The following is a 21,352-nucleotide window of genomic DNA, read 5'->3' as shown; positions in this document are numbered from 1 at the left end:
GGTGAGTGTGAAGCCTTCGACAAGCCACACCCCAACCGGAGGTTCTCCTCACGTCAACCCCAACTCACCTGCCACCAACGTCTTGTCCCGGTACAGCTAGTCCGTCGGGTCCGTCATCGGTGGGCAGGTGCCGCCAGGCTTCGTGACGAGCTCGAAGTGCCACATCTCGTTGGACAATGTCTGGCACAGACCGAACTGTGCACCCTTGCGGATCAGCCAGTCGTCTGCCTCGGTCGGGCCGATGTCGACCGCGTGGCCGGTGACATGGTGGGACTCGTCCGGTTCGGCGACGAACTCCAGGGCCTTCTTCTTGCTGCCGTACTTGCGGATCGCCTTGTCCAGCAGCTCTTGCTGGTACTTCTTGCTCCGCCAGCCCGTGGTCACCTGCATGCTGATGCCCTTGTCCTTCATCGCCTGCTCGGCCTGCTGGACCGCCTTCCGCAGGGCCGGATCGAGGTTCGCGACGCCGGGCAGGCTGGTGTCGAAGGCCGAGGTGTGGTCCGGCAGTACGCCGTCCGCGGCTCCGGGCGGACCGCTCTTCGACGACGCACCGGCCGTTGACGGTGGCGGGTCGTCCTGGGCGGACACCGCCGTACAGGACGACGCGGTGAGACTGATGACCGCGGCAACGACCGCCGGCCCGGCCAGGGCTGAGAGCCGGCGTTCGCGTTTGCGGATGGCAACGAGTTGATCGGTCAGCATGGCCACCAGTCCAACCCGGCCGATGTTGCCGCAGCGTCTGCGTTTCGGCATACATTTTCGATATGGCCGGCCCTGGCGGTGGCTGACCTCGTCGGGGGGTGAGGATGGTGCGCGTGAGTGACGAACGCCTGCCCGAACCTGAAGTCACTGTCCGCCGCGCCGTCGAGTCCGACGACACTGTCCTGCTCGAGATCGACCGCACGTCGTGGGACGCCTCGTCCGGCTTCCCGTCGTACCAGGACGCCGTCCGTGAGAGCTTCTTCGAACGAAGCGGTCCGGAGGCGCATCTGGTCGCCGAGTACGACGGACAGGTCGTCGGCTATCTGCGATTGCAGGACAAGTACCCATTTCCGGAAGGCGCCGGTGTCCTTGCTATCAATGGCCTCGCCGTCGCCCAGACTGCTCGCAGCCGCGGCGTCGCATCTGCCCTGCTCGAAGCAGCCGCCGCCGAAGGGCGCCTCCGCGGTGCCCGCAAGATCACCCTGCACGTCCACAGCACCAACGCCATCGCCCGTCGCCTCTACGAACGTCACGGCTACGTGGTCGAAGGCACTCACCCCAACGAGTTCCTCATCGAAGGCACCTACATCGCCGCGCTCGACATGGCGAAGATGCTCTGATGACCACCTTCGTTGCACCCGACGGAGTCCAGTTGGCCTATCGGCTCGTGGGGGAGGGCGAGCCGGTGGTGTGTGTGCCCGGCGGGATGCTGTCGAGTACCTACCTCGGAGATCTCGGCGGGCTGTCGGCGTACCGGCAGCTGGTGACGGTCGACCTGCGAGGCACTGGGGAGTCCGGTGGGCCGGGCGAGCCGGAGAACTGGCGGTGTGATCGGCAAGTGCCGGACCTGGAGGCGCTGCGGGAGCACTTGGGTCTGGAGCGGATGACGCTGCTCGGGCACTCGGCGGGAGCGAGTCTGGTGACCCGGTACGCCGCGGAGTACCCGGAGCGGATCGAGAAGCTGGTGTTCGCCACTCCGGGGACGCGATCGGTCGGGATCGACATGACGGCGGACCGGCGGCGTCTGGTCCTCGAGTCACGCAAGGACGAGCCGTGGTACGCCGAGGTGTCGGCGGCGTTCGAGGCGCTCCAGACCGGTGAGGGCGCGGACTGGGCCGCCCTCAACCCGATGTCGTACGCGCGCTGGGACGCCGAAACCCAGGCCCACCAGGCGTTCGAAGACAGCCTCGCCAACTTCGACGCGCTCCGGCAGTTCAACTCACCCGACGCCTTCGACCCGCCCGCGACGCGGGCCGCACTCGAAAAGGTCGAAGCCCCGGCCTTGGTGCTGGCCGGGGCTCTCGACTGGGGCACGGACACCGTCGCCGCCGACGGGTTCGCCGGAGTCTTCCCGCAGGCTCAGCTCGTGATCCTGCCGGGAGTCGCCCACCATCCGTGGCTCGACGATGCCGAGGGCTTCGTGAGCACGGTGGTGAGGTTCCTCGGAACTACGGGTTGACGCCGTGCTCCCGGAGCCACGGCTCCGGGTCGATCGGGGAACCGCCACCGGGCAGGACCTCGAAGTGGACGTGCGGGCCGGTCGTGTTGCCGGTCATGCCGATGGCGCCGACCTTGCTGCCGGCCGACACGGAGTCGCCGACCGAGACGTCGAACTCCGACATGTGGCTGTACGACGTGACCGTGCCGTCGGCATGCCGGACCTTCACCTGGCGGCCGTACGCGCCTTCGTAGTCGGCCTGGATGACCTCGCCGGCCATCACCGAGCGGACCGGCGTACCCATCGGGGCGGCGAAGTCCAGGCCGGTGTGGTTGTGGGCCCAGCGGCCGCCGGCCTGGTCGAAGCGCGCGGTCAGGTGGTAGCCGGTGGTCGGCAGGACGATCTTCGGGGCGGCCTTGGCCTTCGCGGCGGCCGCCTTGGCCTTGGCGAGGGCGGCAGCCTTCGCCGCGGCGAGGGCCTTGGCCTTGGCAGCGGCCTTGCGGGCGGCGACGGCCTTCGCGGAGGCCAGCGCCAACGCCCGCCGTTCGGTCAGGGTCGCGTTCGCGGCCAGGCGAGCGGCGCGCTGCTTCGCGGCCTTGTCGGCCGCCGCCTTGCGGGTGGCGGCCAGGCCCAGGTCGATGCGGGAGGCATCGCGCGAGCCGAGGTCGCGTCGATCGATCCGGGCCGCGGTGAGAGCGTCGGCCTGTGAGGGGCTCAGGCCGGTGCTGGTCGGGGCGGGTCCGGTCGCGGACGACGAGACGCCGACCGCGGTCGTTCCGGCAGCGGCGGCGAGAGCGGCGGTCAGGCCGATCAGTTGGCCGCGGCGGCCGATGTTCCGACGGGACAAGCGATGCTTGGCCACCCGGCGCGCAGTGGCCAGGCGTCGTAGTGCCGGCCGCTCTGCTTCCGGCACGTCATGGTGGTGAGACACGGGGGCCTTCCAGGGGAGGGTGTGCCGCCTGAGGGGGTGACGGCCCATCGACCATAACGAGCACCTCTCAACAGCCTCAAACGCTGCGCGCGACGAGATCACGGAATTTTCGCGACGCGCTGTGATCAGCTCTGTCCGCCTTGTGTGTGCTCAGGCGTACGAACCCGGCGAAAGTGAAGAGTTTTCACCGTGACGCGGATCACGCGCGAAATGGCGCTGAGCAGACCTGCTGGACCGGTATAAGGCGCCATTGCGCAGGCGTCTGCTGATCGCAGACGGAGGCTGCGCGGGCCCGGATCGGCGGGTAGGACTGATGTCATGCGGATCGCGATCTTGGGTGGTACCCGATTCATCGGACGGGCAGTGACGGAGCAGTTGGCGGCGGACGGACACACGCTTCTGGTGGTGCATCGCGGGGAGCATGAGCCCACCGGGCTGCCCGAAGCTGAGCACGCGCACGTGGACCGACACGACGGTGCGGCGCTGGCTGCGGCGCTGAAGCCGTTCGACCCCGAGGCACTGGTCGACGTCTCCGGGATGAATGCGGCGGCGGCCGACGCGGCGCTGGGCGCGGTCGGGGAGTCGGTCAGGCTGGTGGCGATCTCGAGTTGCGACGTCTACCGCGCGTACGACGCCCTGCACTCGGGCCGGAACACCGATGCGGTGCCCTTGAGTGAGTGGTCGCCGCTGCGGACGCGACGCTTCGTCGACGGACCGCAGTACGAGAACCTCGAGATGGAAGAGAGGTACCTGCCGCGCGGCGCCACCGTGCTGCGGTTGGGTGCCGTCTACGGGGAGCACGACTATCAGCGGCGGTTCGAGTTCGTTCTGCGCCGGGTCCGGGCCGGTCGCCGGCGGATCCCGATCGGGTCGGGGCAGTTCCTCTTCAGCCGTGTGTACGTCGGTGATGTCGCCGCGGCGGTCTCCTTGGCCCTGGCAGGAGATCAGCGCGGTGAGGCCTTCAACATCGTGGAGCCGACGACAGCGCCGTACGGATTGCTGGCCGAGCAGATCCTGGAAGCGGTCGATGGCCAGGACGTCGAGTTGGTGAAGGTCCGCGACGACCTGCTGCCGGCGGATCTGGAGCTCACCGGGACGTTGAGCCAGCACCTGCTGATGGATTCGTGGAAGGCGCACACCATGCTCGGCTGGGAGCCGACGGACCCGGCCGGAACGCTGCGGACCTCGGTCCGCTGGCACCTGGAGAACCCGCCGCCGGACGGCTCGGACGACTTCTCGGCCGACGACGCCGCGCTCGAGTCCGCTGCCGGGTCCGCTTAGGCGGAAATTTGGTCAAAGCAGGTGACGGGAACCGGTATGCTTTCCGGGTCGGACAGAGGGGACCGCATGGTGCGCCCGCCTCGATTTCACATCGGGACGGCGGACCGTGTAATCTCTCTCCTCGGCCCGCCCCTTTAGCTCAGTCGGCAGAGCGTCTCCATGGTAAGGAGAAGGTCTACGGTTCGATTCCGTAAAGGGGCTCTGAGCACGGCATCTCGCCCGGTCCGCCGGGTGGGGTGACGAACTCACCCGGCGGGGTAGCTCAGGTGGTTAGAGCACACGGCTCATAATCGTGGTGTCGCGGGTTCGACTCCCGCCCCCGCTACCCACCGACCAGTACTACGAGAGTGCGCGGAACCTGCGTGCTCCTGATCAGAAGAGGCAGCAGTGGCCAAGTCAACCGACATCCGCCCGAAGATCACGCTGGCGTGCACGGTCTGCAAGGAGCGCAACTACATCACCAAGAAGAACCGGCGCAACAACCCGGATCGTCTGGAGATGAAGAAGTACTGCGCGCGCTGCAACGACCACACGGACCACCGCGAGACCCGCTGACCTCAGCTTTCTTCGCGAGGGCCGCTTCGGACACCGAAGCGGCCCTTTCGCTATGCCGTTTCGCTGCGGCTGGACCGGCCCCTTTCGTTGGGCTCAGACCGTGAGGATCGGGCGGCCGCCCTCGTAGGCGGTCAGGCGCTCGTCGCGCGGAGTCAGGCAGCATGAGCCGCAGAGCGTGCCGGTGCCGACCTCGCTGGTGTAGTAGAGACAGCAGGTTCTCCGCAGGTAGACGAGCTTGCCGGCCGCGGTCTCGACCTCGCCCAGCCGGGCCAGGTCGCCGGGCGCCTTGGCGACGAACGTCTGCCAACGCTCCAGCAGGTACGCCGGCTCGACTGTCTCCTCCTCGCGAGTGGCGGCGCAGAACCCCATCGCGGAACCGGCCGCCACCCCACCGTGGAGCTGCCGGAGACCGGCCCGGGTACGCCGGTGCAGTTCGGCGGACAGAGGTAAGAGGTGCTGGCGGAGGACTACGTCGTACAGGGTCTCCAGGCCGCCCGGGAGGTAGTCGGCCGACCGCACGGCGACGGCGGCGAGGCCGTGACCGTCATGCGGGCGGACCCAGAGGTTGTGCGGGCGGATGTCCAGGACATGTCCCTCGACGGCCCACAGCAGGAGCGCGGTCGCGGGGGCGCGGCCGGCGTAGAAGGACATCAAGCTGAGCGCGTTGGCATGGGCGCTGCGGTGACCGCTGGCGTCGTTGTCGCGCTTGAGGAGCTCGGTGAGCTCGGGGCCGTCCGGCTCCAGAATCCGATCGACCCGAAGCCACTCGGAGCCCGCCGGCTCACCGATCTCCAGTTTGTACCGAGGCGCGTACCTGGCCAGCGCCGCCACAGCCGTCACGTTCAACCTTCCCCAGTTCGGTTGAGTGGGTGGCGGCACTCGGAGAAAGAGCGTACCTGCCAGTCCCATGCCTACTGCGCGGCACTCGGCACGGCACCTCGCCGCACTGGAGCAAAGGCCACGATGGAACCACATCGAGGCCTTCACTCCAGCACGCCGATGCACCGCACCGAGCACCTGCTCGCTACGGCATGGGACTGGCAGGCACGCTCTCGCAGTCTGCCAGTAGGCTCTTGCGATATGACGATCGACGCCACGATGGTCGGCCGGAGCTATGCGGCCGCCGAGTCCTACCAGGTGGGCCGGGAGAAGATCCGCGAGTTCGCCGACGCGATCGGCGACCCCAACCCGGCGTACCGGGGTGCCGATGCGGTCGCGCCGCCGACCTTCGCGTTCATGCTGGGCAGCCGGGCGCTGGAGCAGTTGCTGAGCGACGAGGAGCTCGGACTGCGGCTGGACCGGATCGTGCACGGCGCGCAGAAGTTCAGCTACACCCGCCCGATCAAGGCCGGCGACGACATCGCCGCGACCGCGACCATCACCACCGTGCGCAAGGCCGGTGACGTCGAGGTGATCATGTACGAGACCGCCCTGACCACCGTCGACGGCCAACCGATCGCCACCTCGACCTCCACGATCTCGCACAACCGGGCGGGCGCATGAAGACCGCTTCACCGGGCCTCGAGTTGCCCCCGTTGACCGTGACGCTTCGACGTGACGACCTGGTCCGGTACGCCGGTGCCAGCGGCGACTTCAACCCGATCCACTGGAGCGACCGGATGGCCGCCGCGCTCGGGCTGCCCGGCGTGATCGCGCACGGCATGCTCACGATGGCGACCGCGGTCCGCGTCGTCACCGACTGGCTGGACGACCCGGCGGACCTCGTGGAGTACGGCGTACGGTTCACCAAGCCGGTCGTCGTACCGGATGACGACAAGGGTGCGAGCGTGACGTTCTCGGCGAAGGCCGACAAGGTCGCCGACGGACTGGCCGAGTTCGACATCACCGCGATCGCCGGCGAGGAGAAGGTGCTCGGCCGGGCCAGGGCGGTTGTGCGCGTCTCGTGACTACGCATGTACGCCTGGCCGACTTCACCACCCTGCGGATCGGAGGGTTGGCCGACAAGCTCGTCGAGGTCAGCACCGAGGACGACCTGATCACCGCGGTCCGCGACGCCGACGCCGCCGGGGAGCCAGTGCTGCTGCTGTCGGGCGGCAGCAACGTGGTGATCGGCGACGACGGATTCCGCGGCACGGTGGTCAAGATCGCGACGCGTGGCATCCGCGTGGACGCTGACATGTGCTCCGGGGCAATGGTTCACATCGCCGCCGGTGAGGACTGGGATGTCGTCGTCCAGCGCGCGATCGCCGAGGAGTGGAGCGGGCTCGAGTCGATGTCCGGCATCCCGGGTCTGACCGGGTCGACGCCGGTGCAGAACGTCGGCGCCTACGGGCACGAGGTGGCCGAGACGATCGCGTCGGTCCGCGTCTGGGACCGGGTCGACAACGCGGTTCGCACGATGTTCGCCGCCGACTGCGGGTTCAGCTACCGGAGCTCGCGCTTCAAGGCCGACCCGTCGCGGTACGTCGTACTCGAGGTCACCTTCCAGTTGCCGCTCGGCGACCTGTCCGCACCGGTCGGGTACGCCGAACTGGCGCGGGTACTGGATGTCGAGCCGGGGTCGCGGGCGCCGATGACCGACGTACGGGAAGCCGTGCTGGGGTTGCGGCGCAGCAAGGGCATGGTGCTGGACCCGGACGACCACGACACGTGGAGCGCCGGGTCGTTCTTCACCAACCCGATCCTGGACACGGCGGCCGACGTACCCGCGGGTGCGCCGCAGTGGCCCCAGCCCGACGGCCGCGTGAAGACCAGCGCCGCCTGGCTGATCGAACACGCCGGCGTCTCCAAGGGCTTCACGATCGGCTCCGCCGCCGTCTCCACCAAACACACCCTCGCCCTCACCAACCGCGGCAACGCCACCGCCAAGGAACTCCTCTCCCTGGCCGCCCACGTCCGCACCCAGGTCCACCAAGCCTTCGCCATCACCCTCACCAACGAACCAGTCCTGGTGAACTGCACCCTGTGATCCACCGGCGTTGCAGCTTGATGCAATTCGCTACCCGCTGATCAGGGCGGTGTGTCATCATCCTCCGACACTGGGGAGGGTGGGGATGGGGGCCGACGCGCTCAGGCACACCGAGGTGGACGGGGTACCGGTCTACTGGGTGGCTGGTGAAGGAAGACTGCAAGCGAGTCTGTGGTTCCGTGCGGGCATGGTGGACGAGCGTCTGCCCACTGCGGGTCGGCTGCACCTGATCGAGCATCTGGCGTTGCACGGTCGCGAGTCGATCCGGACGCCGGTGAACGGACAGGTCAGCCTCCTTCACACAGCCTTCGCGGTGGCGGGTGAACCGGACGAGGTGACTCGGTCGCTCGCGGACGTGTGTACCTGGCTGACCGACCCGGACTGGGGTGCGATCGACCACGAGCGGCGGGTCCTGCAGGCCGAGTCGGCTCGGCGGTCGGCCGGCCCCACGGAATCCCAGCTGTTCTGGAGGTACGGCGCCCAGGGTCCGGGGCTGGTGGGGTACGAGCAGTTCGGCCTCGGCCAGGCGGGTCCGGAAAGCCTGGCGGAGTGGCTGCGGACGATGTTCGTCCGCGGGAATGCCGGCCTGGCTCTGACCGGACCCCCACCGGCAGGCCTGCGCCTCCTGCTGCCGGACGGTCCGCGCGTAGCGGTACCTGCCGCAGTGCCGTGCGAACAACACACTCCGGCGGCGTTCCCCGATCGTCTTGACGGGGTGGCGCTGTCAGGCGTCGTACGCCGTTCGACCGAGGCGACCGTGCTGGCGGGCGCCCTGCAGCGTGAGCTCCATGCGCACTTCCGGACGGGATCCGGCGTCGGCTACAGCGCGTGGCAGGGGTATGAGCCGGTCGACGCCGCACAGGCCGTGCTGCTCGCCGGGATCGATCTCCTTCCTGAGGCCGTACCCACGGCGACCGACGAAGCGGTCAGAGTCCTGCGGCGGCTGATGACGGACGGCGTCGCGGAGGCCGACCTGCGCGACCAGATCGCTCAGCAGATCGCCGAGCTGCAGGACGACCCGGCCGGTCGGTGGCAGCCGGCCGGCGCGATCCGGGAGCTGCTGGCCGGTCGCCCGGTCACAGACCGGGACCAGATGATCGAGGAGCTTCGGCGCGTCACCCCGGCCGGGGTCCGGGACGTCGCCAAGGACGTCTTCGCGAGTCTGCTGATCTCGGCGGACCCGGCCATCGAGCTGGAGGCACCGCTCAGCTGGCTCCGTATGCCGACGGTCTGGGAGCCGGCCGGCGGCGATCGGTTCCGTTCTGTGCGGCGGACGAAACAGCAGCTTCGTGTCACCGGCCACGGGGTGTACCGCGGCGGTGAGGCGATCGGCGTCGAAGCCCGGTTCGACGACCTGGCGGCGATGGTCGTCTATCCGGACGGTGGGCGCGCGCTGGTCCGTCGGGACGGGTACCAGCTCGTCGTCGAGCCGGAGTTCTGGCGGCGTGGCCGGAAGGCGATCGAACTCATCGATGCCGCAGCGCCCGACGCGGTGCGGGTGGCCGTGCCTGCCCGCGACGAGGCGGGGATCCCTCGTCCCGGGGCCGGCCGGCGACGGCGGGCCTGGCACTGGTCGACCCGGCGCACGCTGTTCCTCCTACCGGTCCTGGCTGCCGCCTCGTTCGCAGGTGGGATCGCGGCCGGCGCCGACAGCGCGTTCTTTCCGCTGGTGCAGCTCGGGACAGTGCTGTCGGTCGCTTGGCTCTATCTGTACCGCTTCAGGTGAGCCTGCTCAGCGCGCCGGACAGTCTGCTGAAAAAGATTTGCAGCTAGGTCTTCCCCTGCTCGACTCGCGTCGCTAATCTTTTGCGGGATTCGATGGGAGGTGGGGTGTGAGGCGAAAAAGATTTTCGCGGCGGGAGGTGCTGGCCGGGCTTGGTGCGGGGGCGCTGGCGACGGTGGTGCCCGGGTGCTCTGGTGGGGGAGCGCGGTCGGCTGTGCTGCAGGTCTGGGGTGGAGTGCCGGCCGCATCCGGGCCGGCGAACGTGGTCAAAGCGTTCGAGCAGCGGTTCCCGCAGTACAAGGTGAACTACACGCGGTTCGTGAACGACGCCCGCGGCAATCTGAAGCTGGACACCGCGCTGCAGGGTGGTGTCGACATCGACGTGTACTTCACCTACTCGCCGGCGTCGCTCGCGCTCCGGGCCGGGTCCGGGCTGGCCGCGGACCTGACCGACCGAGTGACCCAGGACCCGCAACTGAAGGTGTTCCTCGACACCGATCAACCGCGGGCGTACCTCGACGACGGCCGGATCAAGGCGCTCGCCACCGCGCGTGAGCCGTTCTTCGTACTGTTCAACGAGAAGCTCCGGCAGCAGGCCGACGTCGACCTTCCGCAGCAGTGGACGATCGACGAGTACCGCGAGACCGCGAAGAAGCTGACCACCGCGAAGACCATCGGCGCGTACACCGTCCCCGACGTCGCCCGGATCGCGCTCGGCCCGAACTACTGGTACGACGGCGATCGTTCGAACTTCGGTGATCCGCACTTCGAGCAGAGCTTCCGGATCGGCCAGGACATGATCCGGGAGGGGTCCGCATTCCCGTGGACCGAGGTGCTCGCCCGGCACCTGGACTCGTACCAGCAGAACTCGTTCCTCGGCGAGGAGTTCCACCTCTGGCCGACCGCACCGTTCAACCTGCGGTACCTGTACGACCCGAAGAAGTTCCCGCACGACTTCAAGGTCTCGTTCGCGCCACCCCCGACCGTCGACGGCCAGGACTGGAACGGCGGCAGCTACAACAACTTCGTCATGGTCAACCCGAAGTCGCCGAAGGCCGAGGCGGCCTGGGAGTTCGTGAAGTTCTGGCTCACCGAGGGGTCCACGCCGATGCTCGCGGGCGGCAAGCTGCCGACGCTGGGCAACGTCACCGACGACCAGGTGCTCACCGGCATGCTCGGCAAGGAACCTGAGAAGTACTTCGACGTCGAGTCGTTCCGCCGTGTCGTGCTGGACGCGGAACCGAAGCTCGCGACCGACACCCGGCTGGCCGGGTTCCCCGAGATCACCCTCGCGGTGAAGCAGCAGAAGGACCTGTGCTGGCTCGGCGAGAAGGACCCCGGCGCGGCGATCCGTGAGGTACGCCGGGTCGCCGACGCCGCGATCGCCCGGAACGAGAGGAGTTCCTGATGGCCACCGCCACCGTCGTCGCCGCGGAAAGGACCACGGTCCGGGCCGATCCGGGCCCCGGGATCAAGCCGAAGGGCTGGATCGGGCTGCTGTTCATCGCGCCCAACCTGCTCGGCGTCATCGCGTTCACCCTGATCCCGCTGATCAGCGTGATCGTGCTCGCCTTCACCGACTGGAACCTGGTGTCCGGCCTCGGCGGCATCAAGTTCAACGGTCTCGACAACTTCATCGCCATCGCCCGCGACCCCGGCTTCTGGAGCGCGGTCGGCCTGACCCTCGTGTACGTCGGGGTGTCCGTGCCGCTGACCGTCGTCCTCGGACTGGGTCTCGGGATCGCGCTCAACCGGCCGCTGCCGGGCCGCGCCGTACTCCGGGCGATCTTCTTCCTGCCGTACATCGTCAACATCGTCGCGATCGGCATGACCTGGCTGATGCTGATGAACCCGAAGGCGGGCCTGGTCAACCAGGTGCTCGACGTCTTCGGGGTGCAACCGGGCTGGTTCGCCTCGTCGCACTGGGCGCTGCCGGCGCTGATCGTGATGGCGGTGTGGGGTGGCGTCGGCTACTGCTCGCTGATCTACCTGTCCGCGCTGCAGGACGCGCCGCGGCAACTGTACGAGGCGGCCGACATCGACGGCGCCGGGGTGTGGGTGAAGTTCCGCGTGATCACCTGGCCGTCGTTGCTTCCGACAACGATCTTCCTGCTGGTCACGCTGATCATCGGTGCGTCGCAGGGTTTCGGCCTGATCGCGTTGATCACCGCCGGCGGACCGGGCGACTCGACCACGACGATCTCCTACTACATGTACCAGACGGGCTTCCAGTTCTACCGGTTCGGCTATGCCTCGGCGATCGGCCTGGTGACCTTCGTCGGCGTCCTGGTGCTGACCCTGGTGACCTGGCGGGCCCAGCGAGGGAGGGCTCTGCATGACTAAGCGCGCCAAGTGGTACTGGGGGATCCCGCTGTGGATCCTCGCGATCGCCTTCCTCGCGCCGTTCGCGTGGATGCTGTCGACCGCGCTCAAGCAGGACGTGGACGCGTACAAGATCCCGATGCAGTGGATCCCGGATCCGTTCCAGTGGGACAACTTCAGCACGGTACTGAGCGGGGCCACCTCGGTGCTGCCGGCGTTCGGGCGGTCGGTGTTCGTCGCCGTCCTGCGGGTCGCCGGGGAACTGATCACTGCGACGATGGCCGGTTACGCGTTCGCGCGGATGTCGTTCAAGGGCCGGGACAAGCTGTTCCTGGTCTACCTGGCGACCGCGATCATCCCGGCACAGTTGCTGCTCGTACCGCGGTTCATCTACTTCCAGAAGCTCGGGCTCTACGACACATTGTGGGCGCTCATCCTGCCTGGCATGTTCACGGTGCTCGGGACGTTCCTGATGCGGCAGTTCTTCGTCAGTCAGCCGGCCGAGTTCGCCGAAGCGGCCCGGATGGACGGCGCGAACGAGTGGCGGGTGTTCACCCGGATCTACTTGCCGTTGGCAACACCGGTGATCAGCGCACTCGGCATCCTGGCGTTCGTCTGGTCGTGGAACGACTACGAGACACCGCTGGTGCTGATCAGCAACCCGGAGCGCTACACCCTGCCGCTCAGCCTGACCAACTTCGTCGACGAGCAGGGGCAGATCGCCCCGGGTCTGACCATGGCCGCCTCGGTGATCTCGATCGTCCCGGTGCTGGTCGTCTTCGTCGTCCTGCAACGCCGCTTCATCGCGGCCATGACTCACACAGGGATCAAATGATCAACGTCTCAGGTGTCTTCCCGGATCTCGCGCAGGTCGGCGACTTCGGTCCGCCGCGCAGCGAGCTCGGCGTCGGTTCGCTGATGCCGTGGAACGGGAAGCTCTACGTCCAGAACTACAACTCCCACAAGGCGCCGTCCGGTGCCGGCGTCAGTCTCCGGCGGATCGACGCCGACCTGTCGATGGAGATCGTCGCCGAGACCCTCGGTGTGGACGGCACCTACACCAACCGGTTCGTGCACTTCCCGACGTCGCAGCTGGTGCTCGGGCCGCACGTGATCAGTGCCGACCACAAGATCGTCACGATCCCCGAGCTCCAGCCGCTCCGGGTCTGCGGTACGTCGCGGCACCTGACCAAGCCGGACACCCACGTGTACGTGCTGGCGATGGAAGGTGAGCTGCTCGAGCTGGACCTGACGACGTACGAGTGCACGCAGCTCTTCGACCTCAACGACGAGCTCGGCACGGACGGCGAGATGAAGGTCCACTACAAGGACTGCTACACGTCGTTCGGCCGGCTGGTGGTCTGCTCCAACGAGTACGCCGAGCCCGAGTGGGAAGGCGTTCGGTCGCGCGGGCGGCTGGCGGAGTACGACGGCCGATCGTGGAAGGTACTGCGGGATGACCCCTACACCGCGATCGGCGGCCGGCACGAGTTCGGCGGGACCATCTTCGCGACCGGGTGGGACCGGGCGTCGGCGATCCTCGAGGTGTTCACGGAGGCCGACCAGAAGTGGACGCGGTACCGGCTGCCGAAGGCGTCGCACTGCTTCGACCACAAGTGGCAGACCGAGTGGCCGCGGATCCGGGAGGTCGAGCACGAGCGGCTCCTGCTCGATCACCACGGCATGTTCTACGAGCTGTCGCCCTGGGCGTACGGCGGCCGGATCTGGGGCGTGCGGCCGATCTCGACCCATCTGTGGGTGCTGGGCGACTTCTGTTCCTGGCGCGGCATGCTCGTCGCCGGTGCGGACAACGCCTCGCCGAGTCACGGACTCAACCCGACGACGGCCGAGCCGCAGTCCGGGCTGTGGTTCGGGAAGACGGACGACCTGTGGAGCTTCGGCAAGCCGGCTGGGTGGGGTGGTCCGTGGTGGGAGACGCCGGTCGCCGCCGGCGTGCCGTCGGATCCGTATCTGATGACGGGCTTCGACGGGAAGTGCCTGCATCTGGAGAACTTCTCGGCCGATCCGCTCACGATCACTGTCGAGATCGACTTCCACGGGCACGGGCGCTTCGGGGCGGTCACGGAGTTGACGGTCGAGCCGGGGCAGATCCGGACGCACGTGTTCCCGCCCGGGTTCAGCGCGCACTGGGTGCGGGTCGTCAGCGACACCGACGGTGTGGCGAGTGCCCAGTTCGTCTATACGTGATGATCGCGGAATGGGAGACATGGAGAGAGCTGACAGCCCGAGCCCGTTGCAGCTGGTCAAGCGTGCCCTGCCGGAGCTGAACGGTGCGATGCAGCGGGTCGCCGAGCACATCCAGGCGAACCCGGACGAGGTCGCGCGCGGGTCGATCACCAAGCTCGCCGAGGCCGCGCAGACCTCGGCGGCGACGGTGACCCGGTTGTCGACGCACCTCGGGTTCGCCGGGTACCCCGCACTCCGGGCTGCCCTGGCGATGGAGGTCGGCCGCGGGATCGAGGCCGGCTGGGCGAGTGACATCGGGATGGCGATCGGTCCGGCGGACCCGCCCGAACAGGTGCTCAACGTGCTGGCCAGTACCCAGGCGAATGCTCTCCGCAACGCGCTGGCGTCGATCGACCTGGCGGCGGCCGCCCGGGTCGCCGATTCCATCGCGGGCGCACGACGTACCCATATCTATGGGGAGTGGGGCGACGCGATCCCGGCCCGCGAGCTGTACATCCGGTTGCTGCGGATCGGGATCCCGGTGTGGTTCTTCGACGGACCGCAGGCCGGGTCGATCGGCAGCGGGCTGCTGGAATCCGGGGACGTCGCGCTGGTCGTGACCCGGCAGGGCAACGATCCGGCCACGCTGGAGTTCATCAAGCGCTCGAAGGCCGGGGGCGCGCTGACGGTCGCGATCACCGGGGTCGCGGACTCACCGATCGGTCGGGTGGCGGAGGTCGTCTTCGACACCGGTACGCCGGTCGGTGGGACCTGGACCGAGTTCTTCGCCGGGCGGGCCAGTGACACCTTGACCGCCGGCTTGCTGTTCGTCCTGGTCGCGCAGCGCGTCCCGGACCACCTCACCGCCAACCACCCGAACGGGCCCGGACAACCCGTCATCACACCTGACAGCTGAAAGGTTCCTGCATGCAGAAGCTCGAAATCCAGACCGATCTGACCGTCGTCGGCGGAGGGCTCGCCGGCATCTGCGCCGCGATCGGCGCGGCCCGGCAGGGGAGCACGGTGGCCCTGGTCCAGAACCGGCCGGTGCTCGGCGGCAACTCCTCCAGCGAGGTGCGGGTGTGGGTGTGCGGCGCGACCGCACACGGCGTCCAGCACTTCGCCCGGGAGACCGGGATCATGGGCGAGCTGTTCGTGGAGAACCAGTACCGCAACCCCGAGGGGAATCCGTACTACTGGGATCTCGTGCTGCTGGAGGCGGTCCGCGCGGAGCCCCGGATCCAGCTGTTCCTGAACACCGACGTACGGACCGTCGAGGCTCTTGACGGGGAGATCCGGTCGGTGACCGGCTGGCAGATGGGATCGGAGAAGGAGATCCGGTTCGTCAGCCCGGCGTACGCCGACTGCTCGGGCGACGGCCTGGTCGGGTTGCTCGCGGGAGCGGAGTACCGGACCGGACGCGAGCCGCGGACGATGTACGACGAGTCGTGGGCGCCGGACGTACCGGACAACGACACGCTCGGCAGCACGATCCTCTTCTACACGAAGGACACCGGCGCACCGGTGCGGTTCGTGCCGCCGTCGTTCGCGCGCGACATCACCGAGACCGCGATCCCGGATCGCCGCGTGATCCGGTCGGACCTGAACGGATGCGCGTACTGGTGGATCGAGTGGGGTGGAGAGCTCGACGTCGTCGACGACAACGAGGCGATCCGGGACGAACTGCAGGCGGTCGTCTACGGGATCTGGAACTACATCAAGAACTCGGGCCGGTTCGACGCGGACACCCTGACCCTGGAGTGGATCGGGTCGGTGCCGGGGAAGCGTGAGTACCGCCGGTTCCTCGGGGATCACGTGCTGACGCAGCACGACGTACTCGGGCAGACGCTGTTCGAGGATCGGGTCGCGTTCGGTGGGTGGTCGATCGATCTGCACCCGCCTGGTGGGGTCTATGCGAGCGAGCGCGGGTCGAAGCACTGGCATCCGGATGGGAACTACCACATTCCGCTGCGGTCGCTGTACTCGCGGAGTGTGCGCAACCTGTGGATGGCCGGCCGGAACATCAGTGCGAGTCACGTCGCGTTCGGCACGACCCGGGTGATGGCGACCTGCGCGATTCTGGGGGAGGCGGCCGGCATCGGGGCTGCTGTTGCCCTGCGCAACGGCTTGTCACCGCGTGAGTTGGCGTCCTCGCGCTTCGAGTTGATGCGGCATGCGCTCACTCGTGCCGATGGCTCCGTCCTCGGTCTTGTGGACGATGATCCGGCCAACCTTGCTCTGCGGGCCGCCGTCACGGCCTCGTCGACGTTGACCCATCCGGCTGTCGAGGTCTCGTCGGGCACGTTGCCGTTGGAGACCGATCTCGCGATGGTCGTGCCGGTCGATCCTGCGCTGGATCGTCTGGAGCTGTTGGTCGACGCAGCCGAAGACGCCGTACTGACCGTCGAGCTGCACGATCCGGTCAACCCACAGAACTATCTGCCGTTGGCGTTGATCGACTCGCGCTATGTGCCCGTGCCCGCGGGGGAGAAGCGGTGGATCGACGTACTTGTCGACTATCGTCCGGACTACCCCGGCAACGTGATCGTGGTTCTCAAGCAGAACGCCTCTGTCTCCGTCCATACGGCGGCGACGGGGTTGCCCGGGATCATCTACTTCACGCATCGCGACCCGTCGCCTGATGAGCAGTGGACCGAACAGTTCCGCGCCTGGAAGCACATCCTGCCGCGGGCTGGTCTGTGCCTTCGCCTGGGGGAGACGTCGGCGTACGCACCGGAGAAGGTGATCGGCAGCTACTCCCGCCCGTACGGCGGCCCCAACCTCTGGTCCTCCGAAGACCTCGCCTGGGACCCCGACCCGTGGATCGAACTCAGCTGGTCCGCGCCGGTGGATGTCTCCGAGGTTGTCGTGATCCTCGACGACGACGTCGAAGAGGACCTCATCAACCTCCACCACCACCGCACGCCCTTCACGTCGCTCCCCACCCTCCTCGAGTCCTACACCCTCGAGGCTCGCAACGGCACCGCCGACTGGCACCCCATCGCCACCGTCACCAACAACCACCACCGAACCCACCGCCACCCCCTCCCCGCCCCGACCCCCATCACCCACCTCCGCCTAAAACCCCACACCACCAACGGCTCCCCCCGAGCCCACATAATCTCCCTCCGCGCCTACTGATCCAGGGGGATCGTCTCGAGGGGGTCCAGTGGTAGAGGTGGTGGGTTCTGGTGAGGGACAGGAGGGTGAGGGTGGTGATGGAGACGGCGGTTGAGCGGGGTGGGTGGTTGAGGATGCGGGTGGTGATGGGGGCTGCGGGGGCCGGGTGGTTGCAGTAGGCGATGGTGATGTGGGGGTTGAGTTCGGGGAGTTCGGGGACGGCGTCGTCGCCCCAGACGTCGGTGATGGCGGCTCGGGTGAGGTCGCGGAGGTGCTGGAGCGGTTCGATCGGGCGGACCGGGAGTTGGATGGACTCGCGGTCGAGGACGGCCGGGCCGATGCCGACGGGGAACGAGCCGAGGCGGGTGACCCGGTGACGAGTGGCTTTGACGATGTCTGCCAGGTCGGACTCCGGCACCCGGTCGGTGAAGCCGATGCCCTGCAGGGTGAGGTGCAACCACTCCAGCGGCACGGGCGTGAAGCCGGGGAGGTCGTCGACCAGATCGGCGTACGACGCATGCAACGCGGCCATCTCCGATCGGTCCGCGAACGTGACGTGCCAGGTGTAGAAGGAACGGTCGGCGCGCCATCCGGGGCGCCAGTACCAGTGGTCGTGGACTTCTTCGAACATCGACGGGCCTCTCATTTGCTCGGGGTTGCCCTGCTGGCGGGATGACGGGTGAAGACGCGGATGGAGTCGTGCAGCGCGCGAGCCTTCGGATCGGTCGCGTGCCGGCTGAGGCGGGTGAGGGCGGCGACCTCGCTGATGCGATGGATCAACGGACGCACCCGGTACTCGACCGGTGTGGTCAGCACGACCGACACTGCCTCCGTCGCGCCGTCCAGATCACTGAGCTGCAGATGTGCCTTGGCCTGCTGGAGCCGGACCATCCGTTCGGAACCGAAGTTGCGTACCGCGTGCGGCGCTGCCTCGAACTGCGCGATGCCGCGATCCGCGTGCTCGAGGGTGCGCTGTGCTTCGCCCAGCGCCAGGTGCGTGTCGGACCAGATGCCTTCCGCGCGTTCCGGCGTACAGAGGAAAGGGCCACCGAGCTCCGGCACGTCGGTGCGGACCGTGGTGCGCTTCGCGATCGTGAGAGCCTCGCGGGCCTCGGCGTGACGGCCGGTCCGGGCGAGATCGACCGCAGCGACACTGGCCAGGAACAGCGTCGAACTGCCGGTCGCGTACTGCAGTCCGTCCTGCGCGTACGTCGTCGCCCGCGCGAAGTCGTCCTGCCAGAACGCGGCGGTGTGCTGCGTCGCCCGCACCCAGGCTCGCAGGTCGTCGCTCTCGGCGGCCTCGGCACAGGCCCAGGCGGTCCGGGTGTGGCTCTCGGCGACATCCGGGCGGCCGAGGTCGACCGAGATCCAGGCCAGCAGGGTCAGTGCCCAGCCGCCCGCGGCGTACAGGTCGCGGGTCTGGCTCGGCGGCTGCCGGCCGGCGAGGAGGCGGAACGCGCGGTCCCGGATCGCCCGGGCGCGGATGTACAGCGGTCTGGTCGGCGTGCGCAGGTACTGCTGGGTGATGCGCACGATGTCGGCGTGCAGCTGTTCGACGGTCAGGTCGCCGACATTCGACTCCTCGGCGAGGGCGAGGAGCGCGACCGACTCGTCGCCGGCCTGCACCAGGTCGTCCTCGAGCCCGAGCATCGAGCTGGTCCCCGGCTCCGGATCGGTGCCGGCCAGGCCGCCGGGCGCGACGAATCCGAGGTCGGCGTCGTCGACCACGTTCAGGACGAAGCGCAGGCCGGCCCGGTAGGCCGCTCCGGGCCAGCGGACGGCGCCGCGTTCGAGCTTCGCGATGTAGTGCCCGTCGAGCTCGTACTTCGTCTCGGTCGTCTCCCACAGCCAGCCGCAGACCGCCTCCGCGAGCTCGGCCCGGGACATCTGCTCACCGGGCGCGCGGCGGGAAGGAGTGCGTTCGCGGGCGGTGCGGAGGAGTTCGTTCGGGTCTGGCATGGCGGTAACTGTAGGTGTCCGCGCACCCTCTGTGAGGTCGAAGACGAGGGCTGTGGATGATCTGCCCCAGGTTGCCCCGGAATGCCCCGAGATGCCCCGGATTTCTCGCGCTGTAAGGGGTTTCCGGGCGCTGCGCCTGGTCGGCAGGCCGCGAACCGGGGCAGATCGGTGGTCGAGGAGCTCGTAGCTGAGCGTGCATGGCCGGGGCAGACAGGGGCAGGTCGGGGCAGATGAGGGACCGGCTGGCCGCCCATGCGGAGGATCGGCCTCCTAGGGTGGGCGGATGGCCGAGGAAGCGGTGACAACCTTGCGGGCGGAACTCGCCCGGTTCGAGCGGGCCGACGAAGGGTTCGCCTTGCTGGAGGTGTTCCTGGAGGTGGCGCGGCCTTGGCTGGGGCCTGTCGTCCTCGACCCGGTGGAGTTGCGGTTGCCGGACGAGATCACCCACGACCGGCGGCTGGTGCTCGGGCTGATCGACGGGATCGAGGCCGAGCCGCGGCAAGGGAGCGTGGTGGAGCGGGTGTTCGACATGGAGGACGCGCAGGCACGGTGGGACTACGTCCGGCTGGCCTACTGCGCGCAGCAGGCGACCGTCTGGAGCGCCAAGCGGCGTACGACGTACTTCGAGGTCATGCACCAGAGCAGAGCCACCTACTGGCTCCCGGACAGTCTCAAGGCGGCGTACTTCGATGCGGTGCGGGCCAGGGGTTGGGCCGTCCCGGCGGACTGGCTGGAGGCCGTCGCCAAGCGGCCCAAACCCTGGTGGAAGCGCGGTGGGCGCTAGCTCAGAACCGGCAGGCGATCGAGAGCCTGGGCGACCGCGGCCTGGATATCAGCGTCGTCCCAGGAGCGGTCTGTCATCGCACCGCTGAGGTAGGCGTCGTACGCCGCCAGGTCCAGGTGGCCGTGACCGCAGAGAGCGGTGAGGATGACCTTCTCCTCGCCGGACTCCTTGCAGCGCTGGGCTTCCTCGATCGCCGCGGCCAGGGCATGCGTCGGCTCGGGCGCCGGCACGATGCCTTCGGTGCGGGCGAACTGCAAACCTGCGGCGAAGCACTCGGACTGCGGCTTGGCGACCGCCTCGATCTCGCCGGTCTCGTACAGGTGGCTGATCAACGGGCTCATCCCGTGGTACCGCAGACCGCCGGCATGGATCGGGTCCGGGATGAAGTCGTGGCCGAGGGTGTGCATCTTCATCAGCGGCGTCATCCCGATGGTGTCGCCGAAGTCGTACGCGTACGTCCCTTGAGTCAGCGACGGGCACGCGGCCGGCTCGACCGCGCGGACGGTCGGCGACATCCGCCCGGCCCACTTCTCCCGGAGGAACGGGAACGCCAGGCCGCCGAAGTTCGACCCGCCACCGGTGCAGCCGACGAGCAGGTCCGCCGTCTCGCCAACCATGGCGAGCTGGATCAGCGCTTCCTCGCCGATGATCGTCTGGTGCAGCAGCACGTGGTTGAGCACCGAGCCCAGCGCATAGTGCACAGACTCGTCCTGAACGGCGGACTCGACCGCCTCACTGATCGCGATGCCGAGCGATCCGGTCGACTCCGGGTCCTCCGCCAGGATCTTCCGGCCGGCCGCGGTGAGTTCCGACGGACTCGGGTGGACGGTCGCGCCGAAGATCTCCATCATCGTCCGGCGGTACGGCTTCTGGTCGTACGACGCCCGCACCTGCCAGACCTCGCACTCCAGCCCGTACTGCGCGCAGGCGAAGGCGAGCGCTGTGCCCCACTGACCGGCGCCGGTCTCGGTGGTGAGCTTCCGGACACCGGACTTGGCGTTGTAGTAGGCCTGCGGGACGGCCGTGTTCGGCTTGTGCGAGCCGGCCGGGGAGACGCCTTCGTACTTGTAGTAGATCCGCGCCGGGGTGTCGAGCGCCTTCTCCAGCCGGTGCGCCCGGTAGAGCGGGCTGGGTCGCCACAGCCGGTACACATCGAGCACCTCGCCCGGGATGTCGATGTACTGGTCCTGTGAGACCTCCTGCAGGATCAGGTCCATCGGGAACAGCGGCGCGAGATCGTCCGGCCCCACTGGTTGCCCCGTCCCCGGATGCAGCACCGGCGGCGGGGGCGTGGGGAGGTCGTGCAGCACGTTGTACCAACGGGTCGGAAGCTCGTCCTCTGGGAGCAGGATCTTGGTCGGCGTCATGTACGCAACGTAATTCCCGCCCGCAGGCCCGGGCAATGCCCTGCTCAGGAACCA

The 21,352-nt window shown here is 68.4% G+C and carries 21 protein-coding genes and 2 tRNA genes; 17 read left to right on the top strand and 6 right to left on the bottom strand.

The window, feature by feature from the left end:
• Positions 1-96: 96 nt before the first annotated feature.
• Positions 97-753, bottom strand: a complete 657-nt coding sequence (locus AB0I34_RS19670) for a M15 family metallopeptidase (protein ID WP_360446795.1) — start codon at positions 751-753, stop codon at positions 97-99.
• Between the two features lie 62 nt (positions 754-815).
• Between AB0I34_RS19670 and AB0I34_RS19665 the strand changes: the two genes are divergently transcribed.
• Both AB0I34_RS19665 and AB0I34_RS19660 read left to right on the top strand, forming a co-directional pair.
• Positions 816-1,322 carry a GNAT family N-acetyltransferase gene (locus AB0I34_RS19665; RefSeq protein WP_360446793.1) on the top strand — a complete coding sequence of 169 codons (507 nt, stop codon included), beginning with the start codon at positions 816-818 and terminating at the stop codon, positions 1,320-1,322.
• Positions 1,322-2,161, top strand: coding sequence for an alpha/beta hydrolase (locus AB0I34_RS19660; RefSeq protein ID WP_360446791.1), 840 nt, complete (start codon positions 1,322-1,324; stop codon positions 2,159-2,161). The genes AB0I34_RS19665 and AB0I34_RS19660 overlap by 1 nt, the downstream gene beginning before the upstream one ends.
• On the opposite strand, the gene AB0I34_RS19655 is transcribed toward AB0I34_RS19660, so the two are convergent.
• Positions 2,151-3,053 carry a M23 family metallopeptidase gene (locus AB0I34_RS19655; RefSeq protein WP_360446789.1) on the bottom strand — a complete coding sequence of 301 codons (903 nt, stop codon included), beginning with the start codon at positions 3,051-3,053 and terminating at the stop codon, positions 2,151-2,153. The genes AB0I34_RS19660 and AB0I34_RS19655 overlap by 11 nt on opposite strands.
• A 336-nt stretch (positions 3,054-3,389) precedes the next feature.
• Here AB0I34_RS19655 and AB0I34_RS19650 point away from each other — a divergent pair, with 336 nt between their 5' ends.
• From AB0I34_RS19650 to rpmG, 4 genes are all read left to right on the top strand, one after another.
• A complete protein-coding gene (locus tag AB0I34_RS19650) occupies positions 3,390-4,352 on the top strand; it encodes an NAD-dependent epimerase/dehydratase family protein (protein WP_360446787.1) in 963 nt (320 codons plus the stop codon).
• A 128-nt stretch (positions 4,353-4,480) separates the two neighbouring features.
• A tRNA-Thr gene (locus AB0I34_RS19645) sits at positions 4,481-4,553 on the top strand.
• A gap of 50 nt (positions 4,554-4,603) precedes the next feature.
• Positions 4,604-4,677 (top strand) — tRNA-Met (locus tag AB0I34_RS19640).
• Between the two features lie 62 nt (positions 4,678-4,739).
• Positions 4,740-4,907, top strand: a complete 168-nt coding sequence (gene rpmG, locus AB0I34_RS19635) for a 50S ribosomal protein L33 (protein ID WP_131361122.1) — start codon at positions 4,740-4,742, stop codon at positions 4,905-4,907.
• Positions 4,908-5,000: 93 nt separating this feature from the next.
• Here the strand turns inward: rpmG and AB0I34_RS19630 are convergent, their stop codons facing one another.
• Positions 5,001-5,747 (bottom strand): (2Fe-2S)-binding protein, encoded by a 747-nt coding sequence (locus AB0I34_RS19630; protein ID WP_360446785.1) that lies wholly within the window; start codon positions 5,745-5,747, stop codon positions 5,001-5,003.
• A 240-nt stretch (positions 5,748-5,987) separates the two neighbouring features.
• Here AB0I34_RS19630 and AB0I34_RS19625 point away from each other — a divergent pair, with 240 nt between their 5' ends.
• The 10 genes from AB0I34_RS19625 to AB0I34_RS19580 all read left to right on the top strand — a co-directional run bounded on the left by AB0I34_RS19625 (position 5,988) and on the right by AB0I34_RS19580 (position 17,209).
• Positions 5,988-6,410 (top strand): MaoC family dehydratase N-terminal domain-containing protein, encoded by a 423-nt coding sequence (locus AB0I34_RS19625; RefSeq protein WP_360446783.1) that lies wholly within the window; start codon positions 5,988-5,990, stop codon positions 6,408-6,410.
• Complete coding sequence (locus AB0I34_RS19620; RefSeq protein ID WP_360446781.1) at positions 6,407-6,814, top strand: MaoC/PaaZ C-terminal domain-containing protein; 408 nt, start codon at positions 6,407-6,409, stop codon at positions 6,812-6,814. The genes AB0I34_RS19625 and AB0I34_RS19620 overlap by 4 nt, the downstream gene beginning before the upstream one ends.
• Complete coding sequence (locus AB0I34_RS19615; RefSeq protein WP_360446779.1) at positions 6,811-7,836, top strand: UDP-N-acetylmuramate dehydrogenase; 1,026 nt, start codon at positions 6,811-6,813, stop codon at positions 7,834-7,836. Before AB0I34_RS19620 ends, AB0I34_RS19615 begins: the two co-directional genes overlap by 4 nt.
• A gap of 187 nt (positions 7,837-8,023) precedes the next feature.
• Positions 8,024-9,562 carry a hypothetical protein gene (locus AB0I34_RS19610; RefSeq protein WP_360446777.1) on the top strand — a complete coding sequence of 513 codons (1,539 nt, stop codon included), beginning with the start codon at positions 8,024-8,026 and terminating at the stop codon, positions 9,560-9,562.
• Positions 9,563-9,668: 106 nt separating this feature from the next.
• Positions 9,669-10,967, top strand: coding sequence for an ABC transporter substrate-binding protein (locus AB0I34_RS19605; protein ID WP_360446775.1), 1,299 nt, complete (start codon positions 9,669-9,671; stop codon positions 10,965-10,967).
• Complete coding sequence (locus tag AB0I34_RS19600; RefSeq protein WP_360446773.1) at positions 10,967-11,902, top strand: sugar ABC transporter permease; 936 nt, start codon at positions 10,967-10,969, stop codon at positions 11,900-11,902. Before AB0I34_RS19605 ends, AB0I34_RS19600 begins: the two co-directional genes overlap by 1 nt.
• Complete coding sequence (locus tag AB0I34_RS19595) at positions 11,895-12,716, top strand: carbohydrate ABC transporter permease (RefSeq protein WP_360446771.1); 822 nt, start codon at positions 11,895-11,897, stop codon at positions 12,714-12,716. Before AB0I34_RS19600 ends, AB0I34_RS19595 begins: the two co-directional genes overlap by 8 nt.
• Positions 12,713-14,089, top strand: coding sequence for a hypothetical protein (locus AB0I34_RS19590; RefSeq protein ID WP_360446769.1), 1,377 nt, complete (start codon positions 12,713-12,715; stop codon positions 14,087-14,089). The genes AB0I34_RS19595 and AB0I34_RS19590 overlap by 4 nt, the downstream gene beginning before the upstream one ends.
• 19 nt (positions 14,090-14,108) lie before the next feature.
• Positions 14,109-14,984: a MurR/RpiR family transcriptional regulator gene (locus AB0I34_RS19585; RefSeq protein WP_360446767.1), complete on the top strand. Its 876-nt coding sequence runs from the start codon at positions 14,109-14,111 to the stop codon at positions 14,982-14,984.
• Between the two features lie 11 nt (positions 14,985-14,995).
• Positions 14,996-17,209 (top strand): FAD-dependent oxidoreductase, encoded by a 2,214-nt coding sequence (locus AB0I34_RS19580; RefSeq protein WP_360446765.1) that lies wholly within the window; start codon positions 14,996-14,998, stop codon positions 17,207-17,209.
• Here the strand turns inward: AB0I34_RS19580 and AB0I34_RS19575 are convergent.
• On the bottom strand, positions 17,133-17,819 hold the full coding sequence (locus tag AB0I34_RS19575) for a 2'-5' RNA ligase family protein (protein ID WP_360446763.1): 687 nt from the start codon (positions 17,817-17,819) through the stop codon (positions 17,133-17,135). The genes AB0I34_RS19580 and AB0I34_RS19575 overlap by 77 nt on opposite strands.
• An 11-nt stretch (positions 17,820-17,830) precedes the next feature.
• On the bottom strand, positions 17,831-19,147 hold the full coding sequence (locus AB0I34_RS19570; protein WP_360446761.1) for a hypothetical protein: 1,317 nt from the start codon (positions 19,145-19,147) through the stop codon (positions 17,831-17,833).
• Positions 19,148-19,430: 283 nt separating this feature from the next.
• Between AB0I34_RS19570 and AB0I34_RS19565 the strand changes: the two genes are divergently transcribed.
• Positions 19,431-19,931 carry a hypothetical protein gene (locus AB0I34_RS19565; protein WP_360446759.1) on the top strand — a complete coding sequence of 167 codons (501 nt, stop codon included), beginning with the start codon at positions 19,431-19,433 and terminating at the stop codon, positions 19,929-19,931.
• Here the strand turns inward: AB0I34_RS19565 and AB0I34_RS19560 are convergent.
• Positions 19,928-21,298, bottom strand: coding sequence for a TrpB-like pyridoxal phosphate-dependent enzyme (locus AB0I34_RS19560; protein ID WP_360446758.1), 1,371 nt, complete (start codon positions 21,296-21,298; stop codon positions 19,928-19,930). The genes AB0I34_RS19565 and AB0I34_RS19560 overlap by 4 nt on opposite strands.
• Positions 21,299-21,352: the final 54 nt, after the last annotated feature.

This window comes from Kribbella sp. NPDC050281 (assembly GCF_040655855.1).
Lineage (GTDB): Bacteria > Actinomycetota > Actinomycetes > Propionibacteriales > Kribbellaceae > Kribbella.
This window is presented reverse-complemented; position numbering and strand designations above follow the sequence as displayed.